This is a genomic window from Azoarcus sp. PA01, assembly GCA_001274695.2.
Lineage (GTDB): Bacteria > Pseudomonadota > Gammaproteobacteria > Burkholderiales > Rhodocyclaceae > Aromatoleum.
On sequence record LARU01000004.1, the window covers coordinates 796,595 to 810,866 of the forward strand.

Genomic DNA, 14,272 nt, shown 5'->3' on the forward strand with positions numbered 1-14,272 from the left:
TTATCCGCGGCGCCTGTACCGACCCCGCGGCTGCTGCATTATTTTTCCGGCCCTGCATGATTGCGCATACTACGCACTCCAGTGCAGCCGCTGTTGACATAGATCAAATGCGGCACAGGAAAACTGCACTCTCGTGCATTTTTCTTCGGCATTTTCTCCGGACATGCAATTTTGTGCATTGCAGCAAGATAAATCGGGCCGAACGGAACGGGCAGCCCTGTCTGGAGAGTCCGAAGCCCTTGCGGAAACGGCTGGCAGGGAGGAAGCGCTAACAGGAGATTCCTCGGCTCGCCGGGGCACGTCCGAAGGCGGGAGGGGGAAGATTTTGGCGGCGCGCGAGGGAGCGGCAGTGGAAAGGGGCCGCCGGAGAACGGCAGCCGGCACGGCCAGCGGTGCCGGCCGTGGGTCGTTCAGGCCGAAACGACGACTTCGCGCAGCGCAGCGAGGCTCTGCTCGACGGTCTTGCCCGACGTCTCGACGATCGCGTCGGCTTTGCTGTACATCGCGATCCGGCCTGCAATGATGCGGCGCAGGTCGTCCATCGCTTCCTGGCTGTCCTTCATCGGCCGGTAGTCGCCCTGTGCGACGACGCGCTCCATGTGTTCTTCGGGCGACGCCTTGAGCCACACCGTGTAGCACGACGACAGCAGGAATTCGAACGTCGCCGGCTCTGAGACGATGCTTCCGCCGGGAACGAGCACGAAGCGCTCGTTGTTCTCGATGATCGACTCGAGGCTGCGTCGCTCGTAGCGCCGGTAGGCGCCTTGGCCGTAGAGCGAAAAGATTTCCGAAAGCTCGGCCCCCGCTTCCTGCTCGATGGTTTTCGCCAGCTCGAAGAACGGCACTTCGAGATTTTTCGCCAGCAGCGAACCGAGCGTCGTCTTGCCGGCGCCGCGCAGTCCGATCAGCGCGATGCGCTCACGCCGACCGGCCTTGCCGGACGATTCGAGTTCGTTTTCGAGCAGCCCGCGCGCCCAGTTCAGTTTTTTCGGCGAAAAACGGCTCAGGTATTGCACCAGCAGCGTCAGCTCGGCCGGTTGCTCCGGCTCTTCGCGCACCAGGTCGACGAGCGGCAGACCCATGCCCAGCGCGATCTGGCGCAGCAGGATGATCGAGATGTTGCCGTGTCCGGTTTCCAGTTGGGCGAGGTAGCGTTCCGACACTCCCGATTGGTGCGCCAGCGCTTTGCGCGTCATCCCACGCCGGGCACGCAATTCGCGTATACGCTCTCCCAACATCAGCAAATAGCCGTTTTCTTCGACCGTCAAATCGGGCCGCTTCAGTCTTTCGCCACTGTTTTCGCTGTGCATGAGCGTTCACCGTTCGGAAGGATGATTCATATTAATGCATTATAGTGCACTGTTTTCGCATCTTTGCAACCGCTTATGGCAATTGCGCGAAAATGGGTATTGTGCGCGCCCGTGTATGTCTTCAAGATTTCTTAAGGTACATCAACGCTTTTCGGCGATTGGACTCGCAGAGTTGGATGTGCTCCGAACGTCAACAAAAAGGCGCAACAATGAAAAGACATACCGACAACGAGACACGCATCACGAATCTTCGCTATCACACCCAGGGGCCGGATGATCTTTACATCCCGATTCCGTTCCTGTTCGTCACCAGCCGCATGCGCGACGAGATCGCCGCCGAGCGGCAGCTGATCATCGATCTCGCCCAGTCGGCGACGAAAGTCCGCCAGCTCGAACTCCTCTCGCGGTACGACCCGTGCGTCAGCGCCGATGCGTTCAATTCGGTCCTCCACATGTTCGAGGTCGATCGGCAGGACTGACTGGCAGGCCCGCAATACTCCCGCGGTACGCGAGTCACCCTGTCTCCAACTGAAAAGCCCCCGCGCCTGCAGCGCGGCGAAACCGTCGTCCTGGTCCATGGGTTATGGATGCACGGGATCGTCTTGCATTTTCTGCGGCGAGCGCTCATGCGCTGCGGTTTTCGGGTGGAAACCTTTTCCTATCCGTCAGTGCGTCGCGGCCTTGCCGCGAACACCGATCGGCTCGCGCACTTCGTCGCCGGCCGGGACGCCGAAATCGTGCACCTCGTCGGGCATAGCCTGGGAGGATTGCTGATATTGAACCTGCTGGCGCAGCCGGACCTGCCGCGCAGCGGCCGGGTCGTGCTGATGGGAACACCATGTCGCGGATCGCATTGCGCCACGATGCTGGCAGGGATTCCCGGATGCGCCCGGATCGTCGGGCACTCGATGCGGGACTGGCGGGGAATCCCACTGCCGCTCGCCGCGCACGTCGAAATCGGCGTCATCGCCGGTGATCGCGGCGTCGGCACGGGGCCGCTGCTGTTCGGCCTGCCGAAACCCAATGATGGCATCATCGCCGTCGCCGAGACGCAGCTCGCCGGGGCGACCGACTCGCTCACACTGCACGTCGCCCATTCCGAAATGCTGTTCTCGAAAGCGTGCGCGCGTCAGGTCGCAGCTTTCCTCGCGACAGGACACTTCCTGCACGACGGCGACGAGCTGCCGTAGCAGCGGCGAATCAGGTCTTCGGATCGCCTTCGGGTTCGCATTGCAGCGGGTCGCCATCCTGTGCCTCGCCGCCGTTGTCCGCCGCGGCGTCCTGCCGGCCGCCCTCGAGGAATTCGCCCGGCACCGGCAGCGGCGTCGACGGCACGACCATGTCTTCGGGCCGCAGCTGCTCGGTGAAGCCCGCGAGCGAACTCATCGTGCACCGGTCGCGCCGCGTCACCGGTTCGCTGGTCATGTAGGCGACGACGAGCCGCGTCAGCGCGACCAGCGCGTCGCGGTGCGTGCGTTCCTGCGCGTGCGACGCGTCGCCGCCGAAGCCGATCAGCGCCGTGCGAATGTCGTTGCCCGCCTCGACCGCCGCGGCCGAATCCGAGCGGTAGAAGCGGAACACGTCGCGCCGGTGGGGAATGCCGTGTTCGCGCGCGAGCGCGATCAGCTTGTGCGTGAGGTGGTAGTCGAACGGCCCCGACATGTCCTGCACGCAGATCGTCGCGGCATGCTCGGACGTGTTCTGGCCCGGCGCGGCGATCGAGATGTCGAGACTGACCATCTCCGCGATCTCGCCGTGCAGCGCCGCGGACGCGCCCGAGCCGACTTCCTCGGTGATTGTGAACAACGGATGGACGTCGACCGCAAGCGGCAGGCGGTGGTCGCCGACCGCCTTGCAGGCGGCGAGCAGCGCCGCAACCGCGGCCTTGTCGTCGAGATAGCGCGAGTTGATGTAGCCGCCGGGCAGGACTTCGGTCTGCGGATCGAACGCGATCCAGTCACCGACGTGCAGGCCGGCCTGTTCGAGTTCCAGCGCCGTCGTTGCCGGCACGTCGACCCGCACTTCGACGTGGTCCCAGCCGACCGGCTGGCTGTCGATCTCGCTGCCGAAGGCGTGCCCCGAAGTTTTCAGCGGCAGGCAGGTGCCGCGCAGCTGGCAGTGGTCGGTGAACACCGTCAGGCGCGAACCTTCGGCAAATCGCGCCGACCAGTGGCCGATCGGCGCGATCGCCAGCCGTCCGTTCGGCTTGATCTCCCGGACCATCGCGCCCAGCGTGTCGAGGTGCGTGACGACCGCGCGCGCCGGCTGCGCCTCGCGACCGCGCAGCGTCGCGCGGATTGCGCCGCGCCGCGTGAGCTCGTATTCGATCCCGAGCGCCTCGAGCCGGGCGGCGGTATAGCGCACAACCGCATCGGTCAGCCCGACCGGGCTCGGGATCGCGAGGAGCTGCAGCATCGTCTCCTCGAGGTAGTCGTAATCGATCTCCGGCAATGCGTTGGCGAGCGGAATCATCATTCCTCCTTTCGTGGTTCAGGCGGCCCGGGTGCGCGGGAACAGCAGGTCGATGAAGCGCTCCGCGGTCGGCTGCGGCTCGTGGTTGGCCAGGCCCGGGCGCTCGTTCGCCTCGATGATCACGTAGTCGCCGCGATCGACCGCCGGCACCAGGAAATCCAGCCCCGTGACCGGGATGTCGAGCGCCCGCGCCGCCGCTTCGGCCGCGTCGCGCAGCGCCGGATGAAGCTCGCCCGTGACATCGTGGATCGTTCCGCCGGTGTGAAGGTTCGCGGTATTTCGCACTCTGAGCTGCACGTCGTGGTCGAGCACGTCCTCGAGGCCGTGTCCCTGCATGCGCAGGCAGCGCACGGTCTCCTCGTCGACGGGGATGCTCGACTCGCCGCCGGTCGCAGCCTGGCGGCGCCGGCTTTGCTTCTCGATGAGCTCCAGCACCGTCGAACGCCCGTCCCCGACGACGACCGGCGGACGGCGCACCGCCGCGGCGACGACGCGAAAGTCGATGACGACGATGCGCAAGTCCTCGCCTTCACAATACTGCTCGAGAATCACGCGGTCGCAAAAGTGATGCGCGCGCTCGATCGCGGCCGCGACCTCGTCCGGCGAACGCAGATCCACGCTGATGCCTTTGCCCTGTTCGCCTTCGACGGGCTTGACGACGACCGCACGGTGCTCGGCGAGGAAGCGCGCGTTCGCTTCGGCATCCGTCGCGTCCGCCTGCGCCGGAACCCGCAGCCCCGCGTCGCGCAGCAGCTTCAGCGTCACCCGTTTGTCCTGGCAGCGGCTCATCGCGATCGCGCTGGTCAGCTCCGACAGCGACTCGCGGCAGACGATGCTGCGCCCGCCGAGCGTGAGGCGGAAATAGCCGTTTTCCGCGTCGAGCACTTCGACGAGGATGCCGCGCCGGCGCGCCTCGGTCACGATCAGGCGGGCGTAGGGATTGAGGTCCTGCGCGCCGTTTTCCGGGCCGGTGAACAGCGGTTCGTTGATCGCGTTGCGCCGCTTCACCGCGAATGCCGGGATGCGCTGGAACCCGAGCTTTTCGTACAGCGCGATCGCCTGGCTGTTGTCATGCATCACCGACACGTCGAGGCTTATCCGTCCGCGCGCCTGGTAATGTTCGGCGAGGTAGCGCACAAGCGACTCGCCGACGCCGGGATGGGCGGCTTGCGGGGCGACGGCGAGCGCCCACAGGCTCGCGCCGTGTTGCGCGTCGGCGAACGCTTCGACATGGTCCAGTCCCATCGCGACGCCGATGATCTCGCCGCTCGTGCGGTCTTCGGCCATCGCGTAAGTGATCGCCCGGCTCGCGCGCTCACGCCACACGCGCTGCGTATCGACCGGCACCATGCCGCGGCTGCGGTACAGCACGTTGATCGCGGCGACGTCGGCGCGCGTGCGCAGGCGTCGCAACGTGAACCCCCGCCTCGTCTGGCGGGCGCTGCGGTAACCGCCGAGCGACAGGCGAAACGCTTCGGAGGGATCGACGAAGAGCTGCTGCGGCGCGGCCGCGACCACGACGTGCGGCTTCTCGACGTAGAACGCGATGTCGCGCTGCCCGGGTCGCTCCTGCAGCAGTTCCGTCGCGAGCAGCGCCGGGTCGCGCCACGTCTGGCCGGGCAGCAGTCGCCCCCAGCCACACTCGATCACGACGTTGTCGGGCATCGCCTGGGCCTCGGGCTGACCGACGGGCAGGTGCAGCGGCTGGTTTCCGGTTCGCAGTGACCGGACAAGCTGTTTGCGGATCATCGCGTGCCCTCGGTCACGTGGGTCTGCAGCCACCATTCGAGCAACCCGAGCTGCCACAGTTTGGAGCCGCGCAGCGGGGTGATGTGCGCGCCCGGATCGGCGAGCAGCATGTCGACATATTCCCGGCGGAACAGGCCGCGCTCCCGCGCCGCACGGTTCGTCAATGCGTCGCGCACCCGCTCGAGCACCTGGCCTTGCAGGTATTTCAAGCCCGGCACCGGAAAATACCCTTTCGGCCGGTCGATGACCGCGGAGGGGATGACCTGGCGTGCGGCCTCCTTGAGCACGCCCTTGCCGCCGTGCGCGAGCTTGTGCCGCGCGGGAATGCGCGCCGCCAGCTCGACGAGTTCATGGTCGAGGAAAGGCACGCGGGCTTCCAGACCGAACGCCATCGTCATGTTATCGACGCGTTTCACCGGATCGTCGACGAGCATCACGGTGGTGTCGAGACGCAGCGCCTTGTCGACCGGGTCGATCGCGCCGGGCAGGTCGAAGTGGGCGGCGACGAACGCAGCGCTGCAATCGTCGGCGCGATGCGCCGCGGCAACGGTGCGGCAATACTCGTCGTGGTCGCGGTCACGAAATGCCGCCAGGTAATCGGTGACCGGGTCGCCGCTGCCGGCGAGCTTCGGGTACCAGTGGTAGCCGCCGAACACTTCGTCCGCCCCCTGCCCGCTCTGCACGACTTTCGAATGACGGGACACCGCTTCCGACAGCAGGAAAAAGCCGATGCAGTCATGACTCACCATCGGCTCGCTCATCGCCGCGACCGCTTCCGGCAACCGCGCGAGCAGTTGCGCCTCGGGCACGAAGATGCGCTCGTGGATCGTGCCGAAACGCTCGGCGACGATGTCGGCATATTCGAACTCGTTGCCCTTTTCCCCGCCGACGTCCTCGAAGCCGACGTTGTAAGTTCGCAGATCCTGCACGCCGGCCTGCGCCATCAACCCGACGATCAGGCTCGAGTCGACGCCGCCCGACAGCAGCGCGCCGACCGGTACGTCCGCAACCAGGCGCCGCCCGACCGCACTTCGCAAGCCATCAAGCAGAATTTCCGTCCATTCCTCGAAGCTGCGCGCCGCGTCACCCGGGTCGTGCGAGTAGGCCAACGACCAGTAGCTGTGTTCGCTGCGGCGCCCGTCCGGATCGATCGTCATCAGCGTCGCGGGCGGCAGCTTGCGCACGCCGGCGAGAATCGTGTGCGGCGCCGGCACGACCGCATGGAACGAAAGGTAGTGGTTCAACGCCACCGCATCGACCGTGGTGTCGACGCCGCCGGCGGCAACGAGCGCCGGCAGGCTCGACGCGAAGCGCAGCAGGCCGGGCTGTTCGTTGTAATACAGCGGCTTGATGCCGAGCCGGTCGCGACCGAGCACGACGCGGCCGCTGTCGCGCTCCCAGATCGCGAATGCGAACATGCCGTTGAGCCGTTGCACGAAATCCTGCCCCCACGCGTGGTAGGCCTTCAGCAGGACTTCCGTGTCGCCGGTCGAGTAGAAGCGGTAACCCAGAACTTCGAGCTCGCGGCGCAGCGCGCCGTGGTTATAGATCGCTCCATTGAAGACGATCCCCAGACCGAGAGCCGGGTCGAACATCGGCTGCTGCGCCGATTCGGACAGGTCGATGATCTTCAGCCGGCGGTGGCCAAAACCGAGCGCGCCCTGGACGAACACGCCGCCGCTGTCGGGACCGCGCACGCGCTGTCGCCCATTCATCCGCTCGAGTGCCGCCACGTCGGGCGACTGTCCATCGAATCTGATTTCACCTGCGATACCGCACATGTCTTGCCCCTCCTTTGTCCGCGTGGATCGGCTCTCACCGTCCCGATGCCGGAAGGCACCCATCGGAGGCACAGCACCGGGTCACGCAGTCCATTCAGTCCCGGTCTTCGCAACACACGGCCGAAACCTCGTGTCGGGAAGCACGGATCGCAATCTCCGCCATCGCACCGGAGCTCGATTGTGACAAAGCGCCGGAGCGGACGTTGCCCGCGCTCCAGCGCGCCAACGGCACAAAAATGGAAACCATTATAGCAAATTGCTTTTGCACAAATATTTTATGCGACCGCGATCAATGCAGGGCTTGCAGGTTTTCGGCCCGCAGCGCGGCGGCGCCTGGCGCGAGACGGAAGTCAGGACGAAGGCCGGCGGGTCGCCTGCAGGCTGACGATTACGTTCGATCCGATCGGCACGGCGACGATCGTCAACGATGCGGCGACCGGGACGTGATACCAGGGGGAGATGAGCATGTTCACGCCGATGAAAGTCAGCACCATCGACGGTTCGCCGACCGTGATGTCGTTGCTCATTGAATGGTCGCGGCAAAGCCGCGAAGCGAGCGCCGGCTATGGAAGATGCGCGGCCCCGGCGCCGCACATTGCTCCGCGCCTCACCGATGCCTCACTGGTTCTGCTCGCAGTTGATCATCCACGGCACGCCGAAGCGATCGACGCACATGCCGAAGCGCGCTGCCCAGAACGTCTGCGCCAGCCGCATCTGCACCGTACCGCCTTCGGCCAGCGTCGTGAAGATGCGTTCGGCTTCAGCGACGGAATCGACGTTCAGCGACACCGCGCAGCCGTGGATGCCTTCGTACGGGTGCTCGGGAGTCGTGTCCGAGCCCATCAGCACCTGGTCGCCGACCGCCAGGCGTGCATGCATGATCCGATCCCGCTGCTCCGGCGTCAGCACCTCGTCGCACTGGGGCGCTTCGCCGAAGCGGGCCAGCGCCGTGACGGTGCCGCCAAGGCAGTCGGCATAGAAGCGGAAAGCGGCCTCGCACTGGCCATCGAACGTCAGATAGGGGTTGAGTAGCATCACATGCTCCTTTGACAAGTCGGAGTTTCACTGTCGGGGGCGGACTCGGCGCCGGATACTTCCGTCGCCTGGTTTTCATCGTAGTACACCAGCGGCGCCACGCATTCGAGCGCACCGGCCGCTCCGGCGGAAACGGGCGTGCACGGTGCATCAGACCAAACAGAACGCCCCTGCCCGGTTTCCCGGACAGGGGCGTTTGGTGAAGCGACCGGTTAACCGAACCCGAGCGGCCCGGCTTCCGGCCTCAGACCGTGACGGTGTCGGCCACGCTCTTGAACTCCTCGATCTGATCGAAGTTCATGTAGCGGTAGATGTCCTTCGCCTTCGCGTTGACCACTTCCACCTGCGACATGTACTCCGCGACCGTCGGGATCTTGCCCATCAGCGCGCACACTGCGGCGAGTTCCGCCGAGCCCAGATAGACGCGCGTGTCGATGCCCAGGCGGTTCGGGAAGTTGCGCGTCGAGGTCGACATCGCGGTGCTGCCCTTGCGGATCTGCGCCTGGTTGCCCATGCACAGCGAGCAGCCCGGCATCTCCATGCGCGCGCCGGACTTGCCGAGCACGCCGTAGTAGCCTTCCTCGTTGAGGATCATCGCGTCCATCTTCGTCGGCGGCGCGATCCACAGGCGGGTCGGGATGTCGCTCTTGCCGTCGAGCACCTTGCCGGCGGCGCGGAAGTGGCCGATGTTGGTCATGCACGAGCCGATGAACACTTCGTCGATCTTGTCGCCGGCGACTTCGGAGAGCAGCTTGACGTCGTCCGGGTCGTTCGGGCACGCGACGATCGGCTCAGTGACGTCGGCCAGATCGATCTCGATCACCGCCGCGTACTCGGCGTCGGCGTCGGCTTTCAGCAGCTTCGGATCGGCGATCCACGCTTCCATCGCCTTGATGCGGCGGCCCAGCGTGCGCGCATCCTGATAGCCGTTGGCGATCATCCACTTCATCAGCGTGATGTTCGAGCGCATGTACTCGATGATCGGCTCTTTATCCAGGTGCACCGAGCACGCGGCGGCCGAACGTTCGGCAGCGGCATCCGACAGTTCGAACGCCTGTTCGACCTTCAGCTCGGGCAGGCCTTCGATTTCCAGCACGCGGCCGGAGAAGATGTTCTTCTTGCCTTTCTTCTCGACGGTCAAGAGGCCCTGCTTGATCGCGTAGTACGGGATGGCGTTGACCAGGTCGCGGAGCGTGACGCCCGGCTGCAGCTTGCCCTTGAAGCGCACCAGCACCGATTCCGGCATGTCGAGCGGCATCACGCCGGTCGCGGCGGCAAACGCCACGAGGCCCGAGCCGGCCGGGAAGGAGATGCCGATCGGGAAGCGGGTGTGCGAGTCGCCGCCGGTGCCGACCGTGTCGGGCAGCAGCAGGCGGTTCAGCCACGAGTGGATCACGCCGTCGCCCGGACGGAGTGCCACGCCGCCGCGCGTCGAGATGAAGCTCGGCAGCTCGCGATGCATCTTGACGTCGACGAGCTTCGGATACGCCGCGGTGTGGCAGAACGACTGCATCACCAGGTCGGCGGAGAAGCCGAGGCAGGCGAGGTCCTTCAGCTCGTCGCGCGTCATCGGGCCGGTGGTGTCCTGGCTGCCGACGGTGGTCATCTTCGGTTCGCAGTAGGTGCCCGGGCGGATGCCCTGCTGATTGCCGTCAATGAGCGGCAGACCGCAGGCGCGGCCGACCATTTTCTGCGCGAGCGAGAAGCCCTTGCCGGAATCGGCCGGAGCCTGCGGCAGGCGGAACAGCGTCGAGGGCGGCAGGCCCAGCGCTTCGCGCGCCTTGGCGGTCAGGCCGCGGCCGATGATCAGCGGAATGCGGCCGCCGGCGCGCACTTCGTCGAGGATCACGAGGGTCTTGAGTTGCGATTCGGACACCACGGCGCCGTTCTTCAGCGCGGTGACCTTGCCGCTGGCGGCGTCGACTTTCAGTTCGATCTCGTCGCCCATGTCGAGCTGGCCGCAGTCGAGCTCGATCGGCAGCGCGCCGGCGTCTTCCATCGTGTTGAAGAAGATCGGAGCGATCTTGGAGCCGAGGCACACGCCGCCGAAACGCTTGTTCGGCACGAACGGGATGTCCTCACCGGTGAACCACAGCACCGAGTTGGTTGCCGACTTGCGCGAGGAACCGGTGCCGACCACGTCGCCGACGTAGGCGACCAGGTTGCCTTTCGCGCGCAGCTCTTCGAGGAACTTCACCGGGCCGCGCACGCCCGATTCTTCCGGCGTGATGCCCGGACGCGGGTTCTTCAGCATCGCCAGCGCGTGCAGCGGGATGTCGGGGCGCGACCAGGCGTCCGGCGCGGGCGACAGGTCGTCGGTGTTGGTTTCGCCGGTGACCTTGAACACGGTCAGCTTCTGCGACGCCGGCACTTCCGGACGGCTCGTGAACCACTCGGCGTCGGCCCACGACTGCAGCACGGCACGGGCGTTGGCATTGCCCTTTTCGGCCAGTTCCTTGACGTCGTGGAAGTAGTCGAACATCAGCAGCGTCTTCTTCAACCCTTCGGCGGCGACCGCGCCGATTTCGGCCTCATTTTCCGAGTTCGCGAGCACGTCGATCAGCGGCTTGATGTTGAAGCCGCCGAGCATCCTGCCGAGCAGTTCGGTCGCCTTCGTGCGGGACACCAGCGCACAGGTCTCCTCACCCTTCGCCACTTTGGCGAGGAATTCCGCCTTGATCTTCGCGGCATTGTCGACGCCCGCCGGCACGCGGTAGGTCAGGAGCTCGACGAGGAACTCTTCCTCGCCCTTCGGGGGATTCTTCAGCAACGCGACCAGTTCCTCGGTCTGCTGCTTCGACAGCGGCAGCGGCGGGATTCCGAGGGCGGCACGTTCGGCGACATGGGCACGGTAGGCTTCAAGCACGGGCGATTCCTTCCAATATCGTGGCGGTGGCAGGGCGTCCGGGTGCGTACCCGAACGAGACTCTGTGATTATATGTCTTTTATAAGACCTGGTGTGCGATGCAGCATCCGGGTCATCCCGTTGCCGCGCCGGGATTCTACTCTTCCCGCCCGGGTTGCGGGCCGGGTCCGGTCGCTCTCATCACGTCGTCATTGCTTCGAGCGGAGCTTTCAACTAAACAGGGCAAGGAACACCATGGGAACGAGCGCAGCCGGCAGGGGTTCCAATGGTGGATGTGCAACCGGCGGCGTCACGTCGCGCCCTTCGACGAAGCTTCATTCATCGGGAGACGAACCATGCTCCATACTCTGTTCGACACGCTCCAAACCTTCTCCACCCCGACCGGGCGCAGCGGCCGTTATTACTCGTTGCCGGCACTGGAAACCGCCGGCGTCGCGACGATCTCGCGTCTGCCGGTATCGATCCGCATCGTGCTCGAAGCGGTGCTGCGCCATTGCGACGGCAGGAAAGTCACCGAAGAGCACGTGCGCCAGCTCGCCGGCTGGACGGCGAACGCGCCGCGCACCGCGGAGATTCCGTTCGTCGTCGCCCGCGTCGTGCTGCAGGACTTCACCGGCGTGCCGCTGCTGTGCGATCTCGCCGCGATGCGCAACGTCGCGGCCGACCTGGGCAAGGACCCGAAGCTGATCGAACCGCTCGTGCCGGTAGATCTGATCGTCGACCATTCCGTGCAGGTCGATCACTACGGCTCGCCGCTCGCGCTGCGGCAGAACATGGAACTCGAATTCCAGCGCAACCGCGAGCGCTACCAGTTCATGAAATGGGGGATGCAGGCGTTCGACACGTTCCGCGTCGTGCCGCCGGGCATCGGTATCGTCCATCAGGTCAATCTCGAATATCTGTTCCGCGGCGTGCGCGGCCACGACGCCGGCGATGGCATGCTGTATTACCCGGACACGCTGGTCGGCACCGACTCGCACACGACGATGATCAACGGCGTCGGCGTCGTCGGCTGGGGGGTCGGCGGGATCGAAGCCGAAGCCGGCATGCTGGGCCAGCCGGTCTACCTGCTGACGCCGGACGTCGTCGGCGTCGAGCTGAAAGGGCGACTGAACGAAGGCGTCACGGCGACCGACCTCGTGCTGACCGTCACCGAACTGCTGCGCCAGCGCAAGGTCGTCGGCAAGTTCGTCGAGTTCTTCGGCGAAGGCACGGCGAGCCTGACGGTCACCGACCGGGCGACGATCGCCAACATGGCTCCCGAATACGGCGCGACGATGGGCTTCTTCCCGGTCGATGACAAGACCGTCGCGTACATGCGCGGCACCGGCCGCAGCGACGTCGAGTGCGAACTGTTCGAAGCCTATTTCCGCGCGCAGCAGTTGTTCGGCGTGCCGCAGGCAGGCGAGATCGACTATTCGGAGACGGTCACGCTCGATCTGGCGTCGATCGTCCCGTCGCTCGCCGGGCCGAAGCGACCGCAGGACCGCATCCCGCTGTCCGACATGGAAGACATGTTCGACCGGCTGTTCTCCCGGCCGGCGAGCGAAAACGGCTTCGGCCAGCCGGAAGCTGCGCTCGGCACGCGTTTTCCGACGAAGCTGCCGGGCGTCGACCTCGGCCATGGCGACATCCTCATCGCCGCGATCACGTCCTGCACGAACACCAGCAACCCGGCCGTGCTGATCGCCGCCGGCCTGCTGGCGAAGAAAGCGGTCGCGAAAGGGCTGCGCGTGAAGCCCCACGTCAAGACTTCGCTCGCGCCGGGCTCGCGCGTGGTCACCGACTACCTGCAGAAAGCCGGGCTGCTCGAACCGCTCGCCGAGCTCGGCTTTGCGCTGGCCGGCTACGGCTGCACGACCTGCATCGGCAACTCGGGCGACCTCGCGCCGGAGCTCAACGATGCGATCGGCGAGCACGACGTCATCGCCGCCGCGGTGCTGTCGGGCAACCGCAACTTCGAAGCGCGCATTCATCCGAACATCCGCGCCAACTTTCTCGCGTCGCCGCCGCTCGTGGTCGCGTTCGCGATCGCGGGGCGGGCCAACGTCGATCTCACCGAGAACCCGCTGGGCACCGGAGCGGACGGCCATCATGTGTACCTGAAGGACATCTGGCCGACGTCAGACGAGATCGCCGCAGTGATGCCTTACGCGATGGACCCGGCGACGTTCACGCGCCTGTACTCCGACTTCACGAAAGACCACGACCTGTGGAACGAGATCTCGGCGCCGGCGGGGCAGGTGTACGCATGGCCGGAATCGACCTACATCGCGCGACCGCCCTTCTTCGAGGGTTTCTCCGCGCAACCGGGCGCCGTCGCCGACATCAAGGGCGCGCGCGTGCTGCTGATGCTCGGCGATTCGGTCACGACCGACCACATCTCGCCGGCCGGTTCGTTCAGGGAGACGACTCCGGCCGGTCAGTGGCTGAGCGCCAAGGGCGTCGCGAAGCAGGATTTCAACTCCTACGGCTCGCGGCGCGGCAATCACGACGTGATGGTGCGGGGCACTTTCGCGAACGTGCGGATCAGGAACATGATGCTGCCGCCGAAACAGGACGGCTCGCGCGTCGAAGGAGGCTACACGCTTCTCGACGACCGGCAGACGACGGTGTTCGACGCGGCGATGGCGTACATGGCGACCGGCACGCCGACCGTGATCTTCGCCGGCGAGGAGTACGGCACCGGCTCGAGCCGCGACTGGGCCGCGAAAGGCACGCAGTTGCTCGGCGTCAGGGCCGTCATCGCCCGAAGTTTCGAGCGCATCCATCGCTCGAACCTCGTCGGCATGGGCGTACTGCCGCTGCAGTTCAAAGGCCAGGACTCGTGGGAGAGTCTCGGTTTCGTCGGCGACGAGACGTTCGATGTGCTCGGTATCGGCGCGACGCTCAAACCGCAGCAGGATCTGTCGCTGGTCGCGCACCGGCGCAATGGCGAGCGGATCGAGGTGCCGGTGTTGTGCCGCATCGACACGCCCGTCGAAGTCGATTACTACCGTCATGGCGGCATCCTGCCGTACGTGCTGCGGGAGATTCTCGGGCGCGTGCAATAGAATTCG

10 protein-coding genes are annotated in these 14,272 nt (G+C 65.7%); 3 read left to right on the plus strand and 7 right to left on the minus strand.

Annotation, left to right across the window (positions count from 1 at the left end; all coding sequences use genetic code 11):
• Positions 1–410 precede the first annotated feature (410 nt).
• The gene (locus PA01_15850) at positions 411–1,310 is read right to left on the minus strand and encodes a helix-turn-helix transcriptional regulator (protein ID KON79914.1); all 900 of its coding nucleotides are present in this window, start codon (positions 1,308–1,310) and stop codon (positions 411–413) included.
• 209 nt (positions 1,311–1,519) lie between these two features.
• On the opposite strand from PA01_15850, the gene PA01_15855 reads away from it, so the two are divergent.
• Together PA01_15855 and PA01_15860 are read left to right on the plus strand one after the other, a co-directional pair.
• On the plus strand, positions 1,520–1,789 hold the full coding sequence (locus PA01_15855) for a hypothetical protein (GenBank protein ID KON79915.1): 270 nt from the start codon (positions 1,520–1,522) through the stop codon (positions 1,787–1,789).
• Positions 1,790–1,936: 147 nt separating this feature from the next.
• On the plus strand, positions 1,937–2,500 hold the full coding sequence (locus PA01_15860; GenBank protein ID KON79916.2) for an alpha/beta hydrolase: 564 nt from the start codon (positions 1,937–1,939) through the stop codon (positions 2,498–2,500).
• 10 nt (positions 2,501–2,510) lie between these two features.
• Here PA01_15860 and PA01_15865 read toward each other — a convergent pair whose 3' ends face one another.
• The 6 genes from PA01_15865 to PA01_15885 form a co-directional block, all read right to left on the minus strand.
• Positions 2,511–3,785, minus strand: a complete 1,275-nt coding sequence (locus PA01_15865) for an osmoprotectant NAGGN system M42 family peptidase (protein KON80397.2) — start codon at positions 3,783–3,785, stop codon at positions 2,511–2,513.
• Between the two features lie 15 nt (positions 3,786–3,800).
• Positions 3,801–5,531 (minus strand): N-acetylglutaminylglutamine synthetase, encoded by a 1,731-nt coding sequence (gene ngg / locus PA01_15870; GenBank protein KON79917.1) that lies wholly within the window; start codon positions 5,529–5,531, stop codon positions 3,801–3,803.
• Positions 5,528–7,312: an N-acetylglutaminylglutamine amidotransferase gene (locus tag PA01_15875; protein ID KON79918.1), complete on the minus strand. Its 1,785-nt coding sequence runs from the start codon at positions 7,310–7,312 to the stop codon at positions 5,528–5,530. Before PA01_15875 ends, ngg begins: the two co-directional genes overlap by 4 nt.
• Before the next feature lie 350 nt (positions 7,313–7,662).
• On the minus strand, positions 7,663–7,839 hold the full coding sequence (locus PA01_19130; protein ID KAI5912351.1) for a hypothetical protein: 177 nt from the start codon (positions 7,837–7,839) through the stop codon (positions 7,663–7,665).
• 91 nt (positions 7,840–7,930) lie between these two features.
• On the minus strand, positions 7,931–8,347 hold the full coding sequence (locus PA01_15880; protein ID KON79919.1) for a VOC family protein: 417 nt from the start codon (positions 8,345–8,347) through the stop codon (positions 7,931–7,933).
• Positions 8,348–8,591: 244 nt separating this feature from the next.
• Complete coding sequence (locus PA01_15885; protein KON79920.1) at positions 8,592–11,213, minus strand: bifunctional aconitate hydratase 2/2-methylisocitrate dehydratase; 2,622 nt, start codon at positions 11,211–11,213, stop codon at positions 8,592–8,594.
• 335 nt (positions 11,214–11,548) lie between these two features.
• On the opposite strand from PA01_15885, the gene acnA reads away from it, so the two are divergent.
• Positions 11,549–14,266, plus strand: a complete 2,718-nt coding sequence (acnA, locus tag PA01_15890; GenBank protein KON79921.1) for an aconitate hydratase AcnA — start codon at positions 11,549–11,551, stop codon at positions 14,264–14,266.
• Positions 14,267–14,272: the final 6 nt, after the last annotated feature.